Consider the following 17,332-nt stretch of genomic DNA (forward strand, 5'->3'; position numbering starts at 1 on the left):
GCGAACAGCGCGTCGTCCGCCTCCAGCGAGAGCGCGCCGGGAGATTTCACCACCTCCGGCGGCGGGCCGGCCAGGGTGCCGGGCAAGGGCGCGCCAGCCAGGGTCTTGGCGGCGAGGGGGCGGGCATTGAGAGGGGTGAGGCTCATGATGCTCACTCCGCCGGGGCGGCCGCGGGGGCCGCCGGTTTCTTGAGCCGCTCGGAGATCTGGGACCACAGGCCCAGCACCCCCTTGGGCAGGAACAGGGTAACCACCACGAACAGGGCGCCGAGGGCAAACAGCCACGCCTCCGGCAGCACGCCGGTGAACCAGGTCTTGCCCGCATTCACGATGAGCGCGCCAAGCGCCGCGCCCACCAGGGTGCCGCGTCCGCCCACCGCCACCCAGATCACCATCTCGATGGACTGGGAGGGCGCGAACTCGCTGGGATTGATGATGCCCACCTGCGGCACGTAAAGCGCCCCCGCCACCCCGGCCAGCATGGCCGAAAGGGTCCAGGCGAGCAGCTTGTAGTTCTCCACCCGGTAGCCGAGGAACCGTGTGCGGCTTTCCGCGTCGCGCACCGCCACCAGCACCTTGCCGTATTTGGAGGTGACGAGCGCCCGGCAGATGAGATAGCCCGCCGCCAGCGCCAGGGCGGAGGCCACGAACAGCGCCAGCCGGGTCTCACTCGCCTGCACGGAAAAGCCCAGGATATCCTTGAAGTCCGTGAGCCCGTTGTTTCCGCCGAAGCCCATGTCATTTCGGAAGAAGGCGAGCATCAGCGCGAACGTCATGGCCTGGGTGATGATGGAGAGATAGACCCCCGTCACCCGCGAGCGGAACGCGAACCAGCCGAACACGAAGGCCAGCACCCCCGGCACCACCAGCACCATGAGCGCGGCGAAGGGGAACCAGTCGAAACCGTGCCAGAACCAGGGCAGTTCCTTATAGTTCAGGAACACCATGAAGTCCGGCAACACCGGGTTTCCATAGACCCCGCGCGGGCCGATCTGGCGCATGAGATACATGCCCATGGCATAGCCGCCCAAGGCGAAGAAGGCGCCATGGCCCAGCGAGAGCACGCCGCAATAGCCCCACACCAGGTCCACCGCGACGGCCAGCAGCGCGTAGCAGAGATACTTACCGATGAGCGGGATCATGTAATCGGGCACATGCAGCGGATTGGAGGGCGGCAGCAGCAGGTTCGAGGCCGGCACCAGCACCGCCGCCGCCAGAACGAGGAAGAGGAAGATGCCGCCGGTGCGGTCGATGATGGCCCTCATGATTCCACCGCCCGGCCCTTGAGCGCGAACAGGCCGCGCGGGCGCTTCTGGATGAACAGGATGATGGCGACCAGCAGCAGGATCTTGCCCAGCACCGCGCCGGCGAACGGCTCCAGCAGCTTGTTGGCCACCCCCAGGGTGAAGGCGCCCACCAGGGTGCCCCAGAGGTTCCCGACCCCGCCGAACACCACCACCATGAAGCTGTCGATGATGTAGCCCTGCCCCAGGTTCGGGCTCACATTGTCGATCTGCGAGAGCGCCACCCCGGCAATGCCGGCAATGCCGGAGCCCAGCCCGAAGGTGAGCGCGTCGATGCGCCCGGTGCGGATGCCCATGGCCGCCGCCATGCGCCGGTTCTGCGTCACCGCCCGCACATAAAGGCCGAGGGACGTGCGCTTCAGCACCAGCAGCAGAGCGAAGAAGACGAGCAGCGAAAAGACGATGATCCACAGCCGGTTATAGGTGATGGACATCTGCCCCACCTGGAACGCCCCGGACATCCAGGAGGGCGCGCCCACCTCCTGGTTGGTGGGCCCGAAGAGCGAGCGCACCGCCTGCTGCAGGATCAGCGACACGCCCCAGGTGGCCAGCAGCGTTTCCAGAGGCCGGCCATAGAGGAAGCGGATCACCGTGCGCTCGATGAGGATGCCCACCAGCCCCGTGAACACGAAGGCCAGCGGCAGCGCGATGGTGAGCGACCAGTCGAACAGCCACGGCGCCGAGGTGCGGATGACCTCCTGCACGAGAAAGGTGGTGTAGGCGCCAAGCATCACCATCTCACCATGGGCCATGTTGATGACCCCCATCACGCCGAAGGTGATGGCAAGGCCGATGGCCGCCAGCAGCAGCACCGAGCCCAGAGAGAGGCCATACCAGACGTTCTGCGCCACCTCCCAGAATTTGAGATCACGTTCGATGGACGCGATGCCTTCCGCCGCCGCTGCCTTCACCGCGGGCGGCGCGCTCGCCGGCACGGTGCGCAGCAGGCCCAGCGCCTCCTGATCGCCACGGGCGGCGATGAGCTTCACGGCGGCCATCTGCTCCGCCTCCGGCGCATCCGCCTTGCCGATGAGGATGGCCGCGCGCGCCTCAGCCAGCGCCGCTTTCACATCCGCCACCTTCTCCTGCGCCAGGGCGGCATCGAGGGTGGGAAGGGCCGCCGCATCGCGCGACTTGAACACCGCCGCCGCCGCATCGCGCCTCTTGGCCGGATCGGCATCGAGCAAAGAGAGCGCGCCCGCCGCCGCCTCAATGGCGCGGCGCACCCGGTTATTGGCCCGCACGGCGAACAGATCGGCCGACGCCCCGCTTGCCTTGGCGCCGGTCGCGGCCTCCTGAAGGCTGCCATCGGCTGCGCGGATATAGACCGCCTTGGTGGCGGGATCGTAGAGCAACCGGCCATCGGCCAAGGCGCTCACGATGGCGGCGGCCTGTGGACTACCGGTGGTGGACAGCTCCGCCAGGGCTTCGGCCGTCTGGGCATAGCTGTCATTGGCGAATTTCGCGACGGTTGGGGCAAGCTCCGTGGGGGCAAGGTCCGGCGCCGTCTGCGCCTGGGCTGGCGCCAAGGTCGGCGTGAGGGCCGCCAAGCCCAACAGCAGGAGCCCGGCCAGGGCCAGCGCACGCCCTGCGGCCACGGCCTTCTTCATACAAACGCGGAAGCTCACGAAGGAGGCGCGCGCCGCCGCCCCCGCGAGGCGGGACGCAGCGATGCCCCCTTGCGCCCACCCATCCCCGGCGCCGCGCCTCCTGCGCCGCCGATGCCGAAAGGCGAGGCAGCTCCGGGAAAGGGGGATTGGTCTGCGCATGGGCGTCTCATCCAGAGCTGAAGGCGTGTGGCGGAACCGGAGCCGACCCCGGCGGCAAGGCCCGGACCGCGCGGTGCCCCAGGGCTGCGGACTTCGGCCCCTTCATCCCGACCCCACCCCGCGCGACGGGCCGTGGCGTCGCTGCGGGGCGGAGGGATGCGGCCCGATGGCCGGCAAGCGCCCTCTCCCCGGGCTGGGGGGAGAGGGCCGGGTGTGAGGCCCTTCCGCGCGGCCGAGAGCTTTGCTTTGCAGAAGAACCCCTCGCCTCCACCATGCCCGCCCCCACCGGGAGGCGGACCGGGATCACCCGAGGCGAACTCGGCGGGCGGGAAACCCCGCCCGACGCACCGACGTGATGGCCGCCCTTACTTGGCGGGCGCCGCGGAACCCAGGCACACGTTTTTCACGGTGTCGTAGTTACCGCAATTATACTTCACCCAGTCGGCCACCAGATTCTTGGACCCCTCAAGATAGCGCGACCACGCCTCGCCAGGGATCAGATCCTTGGTCTTCCACACCACGTCGAACTGGCCATCGCCCTCGATCTCGCCGATGAAGACGGGCTTGGTGATGTGGTGGTTGGGCAGCATCTCCGCGATGCCGCCGGTGAGGTTGGCCTGCTTGATGCCGGGAAGGGCGGCAATCACCTTGTCCGGATCGGTCGTGCCGGCCTTCTCCACCGCCTTCACCCACATGTTGAAGCCGATATAGCTCGCCTCCATGGGATCATTGGTCACGCGCTTGGGATCCTTGGTGAAGGCGTGCCACTTGGTGATGAAGTCCTTGTTCTCCGGCGTGTCGATGGACATGAAGTAGTTCCAGGCCGCCAGGTGACCCACCAGCGGCTTGGTGTCGATGCCCGCCAGCTCTTCCTCGCCCACCGAGAAGGCCACCACCGGAATGTCGGTCGCCTTCACGCCCTGGTTCGCAAGCTCCTTGTAGAAGGGCACATTGGCGTCGCCATTGATGGTGGAGACCACCGCCGTCTTCTTACCCTGCGAGCCAAACTTCTTGATATCCGCCACGATGGTCTGCCAATCGGCATGGCCGAACGGCGTGTAATTGATCATGATGTCCTCGTCCTTCACCCCACGGGACTTGAGGTAGGCTTCGAGGATCTTGTTGGTGGTGCGGGGATAGACATAATCGGTACCGGCCAGCACCCAGCGCTTCACGCCTTCTTCCTCGGCCAGGTAGTCCACCGCCGGAATGGCCTGCTGGTTGGGCGCGGCACCGGTATAGAACACATTGCGCTCACTCTCCTCGCCCTCATACTGCACGGGGTAGAAGAGGATGTTGTTCAATTCCTTGAACACCGGCAGCACCGACTTGCGCGAAACCGAGGTCCAGCAGCCGAACACGGCCGAAACCTTGTCCTTGGTGATGAGCTCGCGCGCCTTTTCGGCGAACAGCGGCCAGTTGGAGGCGGGGTCCACCACCACCGGCTCGAGCTTCTTGCCGAGCACGCCGCCCTTCTTGTTCTGCTCCTCGATGAGCATGAGCATCACGTCCTTCAGCGTGGTCTCGCTGATGGCCATGGTGCCGGAGAGGGAATGCAGGATGCCCACCTTGATGGTGTCCTCGGCGCGCGCTGCGTCCATGGAGCCGGCCAGCGCGCCAGCGGTGGCCCCCGCGAGCGCCGTGGCGGCGGCGAGCCGCTTCAATCCCGTCGTCGCTCTCTTGAACAAACGGAGCATTGCCCTCTCCCTTTCGCTGATGCCGCGCCCGCCGGAGCACCCCGGCCGCGCAAACGGGCCGCTCAGGGACAGCAAAGCCTATGCCAAAGGCATGGGAGACCTGCGAAGACTTGGGAACGCGGAGGGTTTTCGGCCCGCCCCCTCACCCTGCCGCCCGCAGGATCATAATGCTACCTATTTGCTGCCCACAGATAAGGCATAAGCACAGTTATTATGCAGATCATATGAGCCCCCGCTGGCGAATGCCGCGCCGAAAGGCAGGGCCGCGCAGCTTCCTCGACATTTCAAAGGCAAAGAGCCCTCAGCGCCGCTGCGGAACCGGTGACAAGGGCACTTGACGCGCGCCGCGCGCCGGCTTTCCGTGCCCCCGCACAGCTGAGAAGGAGAGAAGCGGTGGACGATCTGATCGCGGGCTACAAGCGCTTCCGTGAAATCGCCTGGCCAGAGCGCAAGCAGGTGTTCGAGCAGCTCGCGGCCAAGGGCCAGAAGCCGGAGACCCTGGTCATCGCCTGTTCCGACAGCCGCGTCGACCCGCAGATGATCTTCAATGCCGGCCCCGGCGAGATGTTCATCGTCCGCAACGTCGCGAATCTGGTGCCGCCCTACCAGCCCGACGCGAACTATCACGGCACCTCGGCCGCCATCGAGTTCGCGGTGCGCGTGCTGAAGGTGAAGCATGTGGTGGTGATGGGCCACGCCCAGTGCGGCGGCGTCCACGCTCTGCTGGAGGGCGCCCCGCCCGAGGCCCAGGACTTCGTGACCGAGTGGATGAAGATCGCCGAGCCGGCCCGCCTCATGGCGGTGGATGCCAACCTGCCCGCGACCGAGCGCGCGCGCTTCTGCGAACAGTGCTGCGTCAAGCTCTCGCTCTCGAACCTCGGCTCATTCCCGTGGGTGAAGGATCGCGTCGCGGCCGGGGACCTGCAACTGCACGGCGCCTATTTCGGCGTCGCCACCGGCCGCCTGGAAGTGCTCGACAAGGAAGGAAGCTTCCAGGCCGTGTGACGCTTCGGGAGCGGTGATTTGATACTGTCATGAACGGCAGTTTAGACATCGACAGGCGCCTCCCGTCGCGACTGTGACGCTGCGGGAGGCTTTCGGTTCACAGGCGGGCTCCCGAACCCGCAGCGTCCGGCGTTCCGGTGGGAGATTTGGGGATGAACGTGGGCAAGATCAACGCCGATGCCATGGCGGGAACCGCCTCGAACGCTCTGGTGGGGCGGCTCGGCCACGAGCACGTCGCCGACATTGTGGAATACCTGAACGCCAAGACGGCGCAGGAAGCCACCGACGTCGTTTCCGCCATGCCCCTGCCGTGGGCGGTGGAAGTGCTGGACCAGCCGGAATTCCACGATGCCTGCGAGGTTATCGAGGCGCTGCCCCAGGACAAGGCGGTGGCGATCCTGGAAGGCATGGCCGCCGACCGCGCGGCCGACGTGCTGCGCTGGGTGGAGGACGAGGCCCGCGCCCGCCTGCGCAACGCCCTCAACACCGAATCCCGCACCGCCATCGACCACCTTCTGACCTATCCGGAAGGAACCGCCGGATCGCTGATGACCACCGAGTTCGTCTCGGTGCCGGCCGACTGGACGGTGCAGCAGACCCTCGACCATGTGCGCGCGGTGGAAGGCAGCCGCGAGACCATCTACGCCATCTATGTGCTGGACCCGGCCACCCGCCGGCTGATGAACACGGTGACCCTGCGCCGCCTGATCTCGGGCGTGCCGGATGCGAACATCACCACCGTGGCCCAGCCCTACGCGCCCATCACCGTGTCCCCCACCCTGCCCCGTGAGGACGTGGCGCGCACCATTTCCAAGTATAATTTCCTGGCCCTGCCGGTGGTGGACAGCACCGGCCACGTCATCGGCATCGTCACCGTGGACGACGTCATCGACGCCATGATCGAGGAACAGACAGAGGACGTCCAGCGCATGGGCGGCATGGAGGCCATCGACGAGCCCTACCTCGACATCTCCTTCATGCAGATGATCAAGAAGCGCGCCGGCTGGCTGTGCGTGCTGTTCCTTTCGGAAATGCTCACCACCTCGGCCATGCAGGTGTTCTCCGACGAACTGGAGAAGGCCATCGTGCTGGCGCTGTTCATCCCGCTGGTCATGAGCTCGGGCGGCAATTCCGGCTCGCAGGCCACCTCGCTCATCATCCGCGCGCTGGCCCTGCGCGATGTGACACTGAGGGACTGGTGGCGCGTGGCCCTGCGCGAGCTGCCCACCGGCATCGTGCTGGGCGCCATCCTGGGCGTCATCGGCATCATCCGCATCGCCGTCTGGCAGGAAGCCGGCATCTTCGATTACGGCGAATACTGGAAGCTGCTGGCCGTCACCATCGGCGCCGCCCTCATCGGCATCGTCACCTTCGGCTCGATGGCGGGCTCGCTGCTGCCGTTCGCGCTGAAGCGGCTGGGCTTCGACCCGGCCACCGCATCGGCGCCGTTCATCGCGACCCTGGTCGACGTCACCGGCATCGTCATCTACTTCTCGGTGGCCTGGCTGTTCCTGCACGGCACCATCCTGTGATGCCCGCGGCCCTGGCCTGAGACCGGCCCGGGGCACCTTCAGAAACCGCCGGCACGGTGGCGCCCGCCACGGTGCCGGCGGCGCGTTTTTCTCCATTGCGTCCGGCCCGGGCCTCAGGGCATCTTCCGGCGCCTCGTTCGAGGTGTCATCTTCCGGAAGCAGCCCATGGTGCAGCTCGCGTTCATTCTCGTCGGCGCACAGGCGCTGCGCCGACGGTGGTGGGGTCTTCTCATCGTCGCCCTGGCGCTGTTCGCCCTGGCCCTCGTCATCCTCGCCGATCTGGTGGACGGCACCGTTTCACTGGCCACCAACCTCTTCGGCTACGTGTTCCTGTTCGAGGGGCTGCTCGGCCTGTTGATCGGCATTGCGAGCCCCAGCCCCACCGGCCGGCTGTTCACCATCCTCCGTTCGCTGGTGCTGATGGTGCTGGGCGGCCTCATCATCGATCTTCCGCTCCACAACGAGATGGCGGTGGCGATCCTGTTCGGCCTCGCCTTCGCGGTGGATGGCGTAGCCCGCATCGTCTCCTCGGTGATGGTGCGTTTCCCGCGTTGGCGCACCATGGCCGCCATCGGCGCGGCGGAGATCGTGCTGGCAGGCCTGGTGGTCACCGATTGGCCGCTTCCGCACCGGCTCAACGTGCCGGTCTGCGTCAGCCTGCTGCTGCTGGTGAGCGGCGGCGTGATCCTGCGCACCGCCCTGATGCTGCGCAACCATCTCGACGAAGTGGCAATTCTGGCGCTGCCCCTGTTCGGGGTCCGCAACTGGTATGACAATGCCCCGGTCCTGGTGAGCGACGAGGGCGCCCCGCCCTCGCGCCCCCAGCACCACGACCAGCCCATGACGGTGCGGGTCTGGACCCCGGTGGGCTCCGCCGACGTGCGCGGGCGCCGGCTGCTGATCGACCGCTACATCGCCGCCGTGGATACGGACGGCCACATCTCCACCGGCCATTCGGCCCTTGAGCTGACGCCGGATCTCTATATCAGCCACTATCCGGCGCAGGAGATCGAGAGCGGCTCCGCCGATTTCGCCCGCCGCCTGCGGGCGTCCGCCGAGAATGATGTGCGCGGCCGCTTCCAGCCCTCATACGCTCAGGAAGCCGCCAATTGGTGCGAGGCCGACCAGCGGGTGGACTTCTTCACCTATGATGCCCGCCGCCTGCGCGCCTACTGGGCCGGCTACCGGCAGGACGACACCTACAACCTCACCAACCGCAACTGCTCCGTCGCGGTGGCCGCCGCGCTCGATTCGGCGCTGGAAGGGGCTCTGTCGGCGCGCCTGCCCTGGATGCGCCTGGGCCTGCTGCTGCTGAACCCGGACCTGTGGGCTGCCGCCTACATCCGCTCCCGTGCCGGGGCCATGAGCTGGACCCCCGGTTTGGTGCTCGATTATGCCCGCACGCTGAAGCGCATCGTCGAGCCCAACGCCCCCTCCTTCGTCATCCGTCTCGGCGACTTCCTCCGCCGCCTGCGCGCTGCGCGCGCCTCCGTGACCCAGGAAAGCATGCCATGACGGGCCCCGACGCCGCCGAACTCTCCCCGCCGCAAGCCAGCGGTGATGCCGCTGGCGGCCATATCCTGGCCCGGGCCGCGGTCATCGCCACCGCCGCGGTGTTCGGCCTCACCTATTCGCTGAGCGCGCCGCTGGTGGCGCTGGGGCTTGCCCAGCATGGCGTGTCACAGACCGTCATCGGCGCCAATGCCGCCATGCATGCCGTGGGCGTGCTCGTCACCGCCCTGCTGCTGCCCCGCATGGTGGCGCGGTTCGGGGCCAGGCGCATCATCATCGGCTCGCTTGGCCTGTCGACGCTCACCCTCATGGCGTTTCCGGCGGTGCCCTCCATCTGGCTGTGGTTCCCCCTGCGGCTGCTGCTGGGCATGGCGGCGGAGGCGCTGTTCGTGACCTCCGAAACCTGGATCAACGCCCTTTCGACGGAGAGCACCCGCGCCCGCGCCATGGCCGCTTATACGGCCGCGCTCTCGGTCGGGCTGGCGCTGGGGCCCTTCATCCTGTCGCTGGTGGGCTCCGGCGGGCTGCTGCCCTATGGGCTGGGGGCGGCCATCTGCCTGGCGGCGGTGGTGTTCATCGCCTCGCCGCGCGTGCCGGCGCCCCATTTCGACGAGCCGAGCGTGGATTCGCCGGTGCACTATCTGCGCCTGGCCCCGCTGGCCCTGGGCGCCACCGCGCTCAATGCGGCCATCGAGACGGCCGGCCTCTCCTTCCTGGCCCTCTACGCCATCGGCCTGGGCTGGGGCGAGCAGGATGCCACGCGGCTGATGTCGGTGATGATGGTCGGCGCCATCCTGCTGCAACTGCCCATCGGCTGGCTTGGCGACACGGTGGACCGCCGGCGGCTGGTGATCGCGCTCGCGGTGTTCGCCGCCCTGGGCGCCGCCGTGTGGCCGCTGGCGCTGGGCCATGCGGTCGCGACATACGGCCTGCTGTTCGTGTGGGGCGGCGCGTTCGTGGGCATCTACACCATCATGATCACCATCGTCGGGGCTCGCTTCAAGGGGGGCGACCTTGTGGGCATCTATGCGGTCAGTGGCCTGTTCTGGGGCTTTGGCGCGCTGCTGGGCCCGCTTCTGGCGGGCGTGTCCATGCAGGCGCATGTGCACGGCCTCGCCATATTCGCGGCCATATCCTGCACGCTCTTCGCCCTGGCCGCCTGGAGGCTGCGCGACGCCTCCTGACGCGGACCGGTCCGCAGGAAAGGAAGAGCCATGACCCAGCCGGACATGCGTGAAGCCGACCTCCCCGCCATCGCCGTGGAAGCCCTCCGCGCCCGCCTCGAAAGCGCGGTTTCGGACCTGCCGGACAGTCCCGCGGCACTGGTCAGCTCGCCCTGGCGCGCGCCCGAATACGGCCTGTTCGTGCATCTGCACGGCCTGGCGCCAGCCGCCTCTCCCCTTGCCCCCCGCCCGCTGGCGGCGGGGCAAGGCACCCGCGGCGCCGGCCAATGGCAGCTGCGGCTGCTGATCGGCGCCTTCGCGCCCGAGGACACGGCGATCCATCGCCTGATGGCGCGCGCGGCCATGACTCTCTCCGCAGAGCCCCTGTTCGACGCACAAAGCCTCGCGAAGGCCGCGCATCGGCTGGGCTGCGACGAAGGCATCACCGCCGGTCGTATCTGCGAGGCCCATCGCGAGGACCTCTCGCTCGACGACATGACGCGGCTTTGGCGCCGCTTCGCGCCCATGCGCTACAGCCTTTCGGCTGCATGGCGGCTGGATCTCGCCTGAGGGCGGATCCATCCCCCTTTCGGCGGACCAGCCGCGCGCATTGGGGGGTAAGATGACGCAGCCGGCCATTTTGCAATTGATAGGTTGCGCAACTTCCTGCAACCTTTCCCGAGCTCGCCGGCGTATTTGGCGGAATGGTGTTTTCTGGACCGTTGGAGCGACCTCCCAGCTGCGCTCCGGACATCAGGATGGAACCCATGACGACCGCGATTCTCGCCATCGTGACGGTGGCCGCGCTTATTTGGATGCTGCGCGTCGAAGCCCGCCTGCGGGAGATCTTCAACCGGCTCGATCGCCAGCAGGCCCCCGGCCTGAGCGATACGGTGCGGGACGGGCTGGAGATTTTCTAGGAGCTCGCCCGCGCACCACGCCCGCGGGCGTTGCTTGGCCGCGCCCGGATTGGGGAAAGCCAGCGCAGGCGACGATCAGCCAGCCCGCTGAAGGGCCGAGCGTTTCGCGCTTGGGTCAGCATTTGCGCTTGGGTCAGCACTTGCGCTTGGGTCAGCACTTGCGCTTGGGGACGATTTCGCCGGACGGCAGGCCCGTGCTCTCCCCCCGCCCGGCGCGCGGCGAGGCCCATCCAACCGACCGACGCAGCCCCTCCACAAAAGCGGCCGTTCGTTTGGCGACCCCGTTCCAGCTGGCGACCGGCCGCACGACTCCATGATCGCAGCGCATGATGTGGAGCCTTATCGCGCTGGACCGCATGTAGCGAGACGCGACGCCCGCACCGCCAGCCAGATCTGATTCGCCCCGAAAGATCAGGGTGGGTACGGCGCGATCCGCCAGGCGATCGGTGCGACAGGGATCAGGCTCATCACCAGGCGCGTGAATGGAGAACCGATACCGGGGCCCCCTGCAGATGCGGAACCCAGCGAGGCAGCCTTCCTGGCCGCACGCAAACCCGATGAACGCCGCCGGATGATGACGCCGCGCGAGCCCGCTCGCAAACAAACACCCCAACAGACGACTCCGCAGATCCATATTCCTGAAATCGGAGAGAGACCGATGACCGTCGCCGGCGTGTTTTTCAGCAAACGCTGCATGACGGATGAATTCATAATTCAGCCGCGCGCGATTTTTTCTTACCGCCGCCGGTCAGAGGGATAACCATCGCCCAACTGAGAGATGATGATGATGGGACCAGGCACAGACGGTCTCCACCACATTTTCCAATCGGCTTGCGCACATGCAGCCCACCGGAATCGCGTGCAGCGCGAGGCACGCAGCGATTCTCCACCGGCAAGACCGCGAATCACACGCCGATGCCGCGCACGATTCGCAGGCTGGCAGCTTCAAGCTCCAGGGAATCTAGGCGCCGCGCCCCTGAGCGCGACATGAGATTTCTGGATTTTGGAAAAGAAACAAGGCCGACTGGCTGTTTGCGGCATTTCCGCAGTCAATCTCGAAGCGCCGTTGTGTGCAGAGGGGAACTTTGTCCCTTCCTTCTGCCGGCGCGGCTTCCATCTGGTCATGGAAACCTCTGAAGCCACTGGTCGGAGTGGCAGGATTTGAACCTGCGACCCCCACGTCCCGAACGTGGTGCGCTACCAGACTGCGCTACACTCCGTGGCCAGGGCGATGCCTCTAACATGCCCTTTCCTCCCGATGCAAGTGCCAAGTTGAGCCATGCTCGCTTGAACGGTGGATGGCCCCATGTCATAGGAAGCCGGCCGAAGGGGCGTTCCTTTGCCAGAAGGTGCGACCGTGCGGCATCAACGGCTTGATCATGTGGAGTATGGGCAAATGGCGACGGACGGTTTCGCGAGCGGTCTTCTGAAGGGCAAGCGCGGGCTGATTCTCGGTGTCGCCAACAATCGATCCATCGCCTACGGAATCGCCAAGGCCGCGCGTGCAGCGGGCGCCGAGATCGCCCTCACCTATCAGGGTGAGCCGCTGAAGAAGCGCGTGGAGCCGCTGGCCGCCGAGCTGGGCGGGCACCTTGTCGGCCATTGCGACGTGACCGAGCCCGACACCCTGGACGCGGTGTTCGCGGAAACCGAAAAGCTGTTCGGCAAGCTCGATTTCGTGGTGCACGCCATCGCCTTTTCCAACAAGGACGAGCTCGACGGCCGCTATGTGGACACCACGGCGGACAATTTCACCAAGACCATGTTCATCTCCTGCTATTCCTTCACCGCCATCGCGAAGCGGGCGGAAAAGCTGATGAACGATGGCGGCTCGCTTCTGACCCTCACCTATTACGGCGCCGAGAAGTGGATGCCGCATTACAACGTGATGGGCGTGGCAAAGGCGGCCCTGGAAGCCTCGGTGCGGTATCTTGCCGCCGACCTGGGCCCCAAGGCGATTCGCGTGAATGCCGTTTCCGCTGGCCCCATCAAGACGCTGGCCGCCTCGGGAATCGGTGATTTCCGCTACATCCTGAAGTGGAACGAGCTGAACTCTCCGCTGCGCCGCACCGTCACCACCGACGAGGTGGGCGACACCAGCGTGTACCTCCTTTCGGATTTGTCGCGAGGTGTGACCGGTGAGATCCACCATGTGGACGCCGGATATCATATCGTTGGCATGAAGCATCCCGAGGCGCCGGATCTCGCTCTGGTCAAGGAGTGAGACGTCCCTCGCGGCGCGCCAACAGGAGACAGATCATGCGGACAGCCCTGCGCCTCGTCCTTGCCGCGCTCGCCACCCCGCTCGCCCTGGGCGCGGCGGCGACCTGCGCCGGCGCGCAGAGCCTGCCCACCCTGGAGCAATACCCGCTCCGGGATCGCGTCTTCGGTCCCGGCGGCGCTTTCTTCCCGAACTATGTGACACCCAGCCAGCCGGGCATTTCCTACATGATCGGCATGGGCCCCGCGGCGCAGCTCCCCAAGGGCAGCATCTTCGCGGCGGGAACGTCCGACTACAATTGCCAGCAGAGCCAGGTGCCCACCATCAAGGTGCTGTCGGCCCCGCCTGGCGCGAAGGTGAGCGTGGGCTATGGCCGCTTCGTCGCCACCGGCATTGATGGCGGCGCCACCAATCTGTGCGTCGGCCATCCGGCCAAGGGCGCCGTGGTGCAGTACAAGGGCCGCCGCGCCCCGGGCCAGACCGTGACCTTGCGCGTGACCTACCCCTCCCTCGGCGCGTGGTACGACCACGTCGTCGCGGTGCCCGCGCGCTGATGACCTGGGCAAAAGCGGCCCCCGCGCCGCGTGTGCAGATGATTCGCCCACTCCGTGGTTCCGCGCGCCCCTGCGAGCAAGCGGCGTCTTCACCGATGGGGCAGCGGCCATGATCTCTTCGACCCACCCGAGGGGCTCCGTCGGGGCGGCCCCGGCTTCCGCCGGCATGAGTCCCGCCTCCGATGAGAGGCACCGCTTTTTTCTGGTCCGCCATGGAGAGACGGACTGGAATGTGGCCGGTCGCCTGCAGGGGCGCCGGGATGTGCCGCTCAACGCGCTCGGCCGCATCCAGGCCGGAAGCGTCGGGCGCGTGCTGCATCAGCTCGCCGGACCGCCGGAGGAGTTGGCCTTCATTTCGAGCCCCCTGGTGCGGGCCACCGAGACCATGCGCATTCTGCGCACCAGCCTCGACCTGCCGGCGCATGATTTTTCCACCGACATCCGCTTCGCCGAACTCTCCTTCGGACGCTGGGAGGGCCAGACCTGGCCGGAGCTGCGCCGGCGGGATTTCGACGCCGTGCGCAAGCGTGATCGCGACCCGTGGCGCTTCGTGCCGCCCGAGGGCGAGAGCTATGTGGATCTCTCCCGCCGCGTGACATCCGCGATTTCCGAGCTGCCGGGCGATGCCGTGATCGTCACCCATGGCGGCGTCATTCGCGCGGCGCTGCACGTGCTCGCCGGCATGCCCGCGGAAGAAGCCGCGGTACTGCCGGTGCGCCAGGGCGCCGTCTATGTGGTGTCCGGCGGCCGCTTCGACGTGGCCGACTGAGCGCGAAGCGCACCCCGTCGAGTGGCGCGCGCGGCGTGGCTCCCGCACGGCTTTGAGCGAAGGCCCAGCCTGCCGGCGGGCGAGCACCCACAGCAATGGGTGGGTCAGGTGGAGTGCGGCGCGCGGCGCCGCCCTGGCTTCCGACACCTGCGATTCGCATGGAGGCCATCTCCCACACGAGGCCGGGGCGAACCGGCAGCACCTTGGCATTTTTCTTGCTGCGACAACTTGTTCGCGCGTGCGGTGTCGCGAAGGCGACGCTTCCGCTCGGGCCGGGCCCTCGCCCCGCGTTTCCCGCCTGCGTTCTTTCTGCCCTACGCTCTCACATTTCAGGGGATTTCCATGACAGACATGGCCGAGCTGCAAAAGCGCAAGATGCCCCTCAATCTGGCCATCGTGCACGTGGACCCGGATGCCTTCATTGCCAATTACATGCCGTGGCTGGAGATCACGTCCTACATCATGGCCCAGCGCGCCGGCGAGCCGGTGGCCCCGGTGGACGGCAAGACGCCTGCCCTCACGCCCCAGCAGCTTGCGACTGGCGGCGTCCATAATGTGGGAAACGACACGCTGTTCGCCTTCTGCATGACCGCCGCGCTGAAGGGCGACAAAGCCGCCGTGGACAAGGTGGAAGCCGCCCTGATCGAGGCCATGGGCAAGGAATATCCGGGCAATTTCGCCCTGTGGCACTTCCGCTCCCAGATCGACGCGCCGGTGACGCTGGATGATTTCGTGGGCCAGGCGGGCAAAAAAATGCTGCTCGGCGACATCCCGCCCCCGCCGCTGCGCGCCAAGGAGAATTGGAGCGCGGGCCTGCGCTTCTTCGAGAAGGCGCGCAAATCCAATTTCGTGAGCGAAATCATGTATCCGCTGGCCCTGTGGCACCGCGCCAAGTGGAACGAAACCCTGGAAAAGGGCATCGCCTTCCTCAAGCACATCGAGGACACCGTGCCGGTGCTGCGTGACACCCTGGCCGATCCGAAGAACGACCAGGCCTTCATCGCCAACATCCTCCTGAAGAATGCGTTCGCCGTGGATATGGAGCTGACCGAGGAATACGAGGGCTTCCTGCGCTCACTCGCGCGACGGGATTGAGACGGCCGGCCAGCGCGATGGAGCCGATTTTAGGGGCGGATTGCGGCGTCACCGCCCCGCCGCTCCCCGCAAACGGGGAAGGGGATGGCCCCTTCAAGCCATCCGCCGGGCGGTGGCGCCCCAAGCGTGCGGCAGCCGTGACAGCGCTTGGCGCGAGGTGGACGCCGGCGCGTGTTGGAAAAGCGCAGAAATGCAAAGGGCTAGCGCATTTTCCCGATTTCGCGAAAACAGAAAATGCCCTTGCCGAAGCCTTCCAATCGGTCCGTTCAACTCACCGCAAAAGCCCTCGCCCGCGTTCCCGGCGGTGAGGGGTGCAAGGCGGGCACAAGCTGGGAAGACCAACGGAGGCCGAGGACGAACCCGGCAGGACAGCCATCGAACCGGCGCCGCCAAGCGCGCGGGCGCTGACCGCGGGCCGCGGAACACCGCAACCGCCCGCGGCGGCCTTCCTCACTCCGACCCGGCCACCTTCTGGCGATGCAGCACGTGGGGGCGCGAGACCAGGAGCTTGTCGATGCGCCGGCCGTCCATGTCCACGATTTCGAAGCGCCAGCCATGGGCGTGGAACACCGCGCCCTCCTCGGGCAGCTCCTTGATGCGCGACAGGGCGAAGCCCGCCACCGTGTGGAAGCCCTCGTCCACCGGGAGTTCGACGTCGATCAGCTCCATCAGCTCGTCGATGGGCGTGTCGCCGTCCACCAGGTAGGAGCCGTCCTGCCGCTCCACGATGTGGCGCTCAGTCTGGGTGTCCACGGGCACGGTGGAGGTGATGGCGTCGAGCAAATCGTAGCCGGTCACCACGCCGGCCATGTCGCCATATTCGTCCACGACGATGCCCATGGGCACTTCCGAGCCGCGCAGGATGCGCATGGCCTCCAGCGCGCCCACCGTCTCCACCAGGAAGGGGGCCGGCTGCACGAAATCGCGCGGATCGGGATTCTCGCCCTTCAGATAGGCATCAAGCACGCGCTTGGCCTGGATGACGCCGATGGTCTCCTGCGGCGAGCCCTCGCAGGCGGGCAGGCGCGAATGGGGCGTTTCGAGAAGCTCGGCACGCACTTCGTCCGGGCTCTTGGAAATGTCCACCCACTCCACATCGGTGCGGGGCGTCATGATGGCGGTCACCGGCCGGTCCGCCAGCCGCATCACGCCGGAAATCATGCGACGCTCTGCGGGCTCAATGACGCCAGCCGTCTCCGCCTCGGTGATGATGGCGCGAATCTCCTCGTCGGTCACCGCATTGTCGCGGTCGCCCCCCTCGCCCATCAGTCGCAGCACCAGGCGGGTGGAGGCGTCCAGCAGCCACACCGCCGGCGCGGACACCTTGGAAAGGCCGACCATCAGCGGCGCCACCATGCAGGCCAGCCGTTCGGGGTTCTGCAGAGCGAGGCGCTTGGGAATCAGCTCGCCAATCACCAGCGAGACGTAGGTGATGGCCGCCACCACGGCGGTGTAGCCAACTGGCCCGGCAACGCTCGCAGGCATGCCCGCATCACGCAGCGCATCGCCCAGCTGTGAGCCCAGGGCCGCGCCGGAGAAAGCGCCGGCCACGATGCCGATAAGGGTGATGCCGATCTGCACCGTGGAAAGGAATCGGCCCGGCTCGGCGCCAAGGGCCAAGGCTGCGTGGGCGCCGGAGCGCCCGCGCTCCGCCATGGTCTTCAGCCGCGCGGGCCGGGACGAGACAATGGAAAGCTCCGCCGCCGCAAGCACCGCATTCAACAGCACCAGGGCGACAACGATGAGGATTTCAAGGAAAGGCATGGCGGGAAATGAGGCTCCGTCCCCCTCC

At 67.0% G+C, this 17,332-nt stretch carries 14 protein-coding genes and 1 tRNA gene; 10 read left to right on the forward strand and 5 right to left on the reverse strand.

The features are described from left to right. Nucleotides 1–151: 151 nt before the first annotated feature. From urtC to urtA, 3 genes are all read right to left on the reverse strand, one after another. Entirely contained in the window at nucleotides 152–1,264 is a 1,113-nt protein-coding gene (gene urtC, locus V5F26_RS18340) for an urea ABC transporter permease subunit UrtC (protein ID WP_394947145.1), read from the reverse strand. Further along, nucleotides 1,261–2,901: an urea ABC transporter permease subunit UrtB gene (urtB, locus tag V5F26_RS18345; RefSeq protein ID WP_509210526.1), complete on the reverse strand. Its 1,641-nt coding sequence runs from the start codon at nucleotides 2,899–2,901 to the stop codon at nucleotides 1,261–1,263. The genes urtC and urtB overlap by 4 nt, the downstream gene beginning before the upstream one ends. A 536-nt stretch (nucleotides 2,902–3,437) precedes the next feature. Beyond that, the gene (urtA, locus tag V5F26_RS18350; RefSeq protein ID WP_394055687.1) at nucleotides 3,438–4,769 is read right to left on the reverse strand and encodes an urea ABC transporter substrate-binding protein; all 1,332 of its coding nucleotides are present in this window, start codon (nucleotides 4,767–4,769) and stop codon (nucleotides 3,438–3,440) included. A 393-nt stretch (nucleotides 4,770–5,162) separates the two neighbouring features. Between urtA and V5F26_RS18355 the strand changes: the two genes are divergently transcribed. From V5F26_RS18355 to V5F26_RS18380, 6 genes are all read left to right on the forward strand, one after another. Further along, complete coding sequence (locus V5F26_RS18355; RefSeq protein ID WP_234051775.1) at nucleotides 5,163–5,774, forward strand: carbonic anhydrase; 612 nt, start codon at nucleotides 5,163–5,165, stop codon at nucleotides 5,772–5,774. A gap of 152 nt (nucleotides 5,775–5,926) precedes the next feature. Further along, nucleotides 5,927–7,306 carry a magnesium transporter gene (gene mgtE, locus V5F26_RS18360; RefSeq protein WP_370640694.1) on the forward strand — a complete coding sequence of 460 codons (1,380 nt, stop codon included), beginning with the start codon at nucleotides 5,927–5,929 and terminating at the stop codon, nucleotides 7,304–7,306. Nucleotides 7,307–7,471: 165 nt separating this feature from the next. Continuing rightward, nucleotides 7,472–8,821, forward strand: coding sequence for an HdeD family acid-resistance protein (locus tag V5F26_RS18365; RefSeq protein WP_394947143.1), 1,350 nt, complete (start codon nucleotides 7,472–7,474; stop codon nucleotides 8,819–8,821). Further along, nucleotides 8,818–10,002: an MFS transporter gene (locus V5F26_RS18370; protein WP_394055692.1), complete on the forward strand. Its 1,185-nt coding sequence runs from the start codon at nucleotides 8,818–8,820 to the stop codon at nucleotides 10,000–10,002. Before V5F26_RS18365 ends, V5F26_RS18370 begins: the two co-directional genes overlap by 4 nt. Before the next feature lie 30 nt (nucleotides 10,003–10,032). Continuing rightward, nucleotides 10,033–10,551: a Pvc16 family protein gene (locus V5F26_RS18375; protein ID WP_394055694.1), complete on the forward strand. Its 519-nt coding sequence runs from the start codon at nucleotides 10,033–10,035 to the stop codon at nucleotides 10,549–10,551. A 197-nt stretch (nucleotides 10,552–10,748) separates the two neighbouring features. Continuing rightward, nucleotides 10,749–10,901, forward strand: coding sequence for a hypothetical protein (locus V5F26_RS18380; protein ID WP_394055696.1), 153 nt, complete (start codon nucleotides 10,749–10,751; stop codon nucleotides 10,899–10,901). Between the two features lie 1,143 nt (nucleotides 10,902–12,044). On the opposite strand, the gene V5F26_RS18385 is transcribed toward V5F26_RS18380, so the two are convergent. Continuing rightward, nucleotides 12,045–12,121, reverse strand: a tRNA-Pro gene (locus V5F26_RS18385). Between the two features lie 176 nt (nucleotides 12,122–12,297). Here V5F26_RS18385 and fabI point away from each other — a divergent pair. The 4 genes from fabI to V5F26_RS18405 all read left to right on the forward strand — a co-directional run bounded on the left by fabI (nucleotide 12,298) and on the right by V5F26_RS18405 (nucleotide 15,540). Further along, nucleotides 12,298–13,125, forward strand: coding sequence for an enoyl-ACP reductase FabI (gene fabI / locus V5F26_RS18390; RefSeq protein ID WP_234051770.1), 828 nt, complete (start codon nucleotides 12,298–12,300; stop codon nucleotides 13,123–13,125). 35 nt (nucleotides 13,126–13,160) lie between these two features. Continuing rightward, nucleotides 13,161–13,676 (forward strand): hypothetical protein, encoded by a 516-nt coding sequence (locus tag V5F26_RS18395; RefSeq protein WP_394055698.1) that lies wholly within the window; start codon nucleotides 13,161–13,163, stop codon nucleotides 13,674–13,676. Between the two features lie 166 nt (nucleotides 13,677–13,842). Continuing rightward, complete coding sequence (locus tag V5F26_RS18400) at nucleotides 13,843–14,445, forward strand: histidine phosphatase family protein (protein ID WP_234051768.1); 603 nt, start codon at nucleotides 13,843–13,845, stop codon at nucleotides 14,443–14,445. Between the two features lie 342 nt (nucleotides 14,446–14,787). After that, nucleotides 14,788–15,540 carry a hypothetical protein gene (locus tag V5F26_RS18405; protein ID WP_234051767.1) on the forward strand — a complete coding sequence of 251 codons (753 nt, stop codon included), beginning with the start codon at nucleotides 14,788–14,790 and terminating at the stop codon, nucleotides 15,538–15,540. Between the two features lie 450 nt (nucleotides 15,541–15,990). On the opposite strand, the gene V5F26_RS18410 is transcribed toward V5F26_RS18405, so the two are convergent. Continuing rightward, on the reverse strand, nucleotides 15,991–17,304 hold the full coding sequence (locus V5F26_RS18410; protein ID WP_234051766.1) for a hemolysin family protein: 1,314 nt from the start codon (nucleotides 17,302–17,304) through the stop codon (nucleotides 15,991–15,993). Nucleotides 17,305–17,332 lie beyond the last annotated feature (28 nt).

The organism is Xanthobacter variabilis, from assembly GCF_043831965.2.
In the GTDB taxonomy this organism is placed as follows: Bacteria; Pseudomonadota; Alphaproteobacteria; order Rhizobiales; family Xanthobacteraceae; genus Xanthobacter.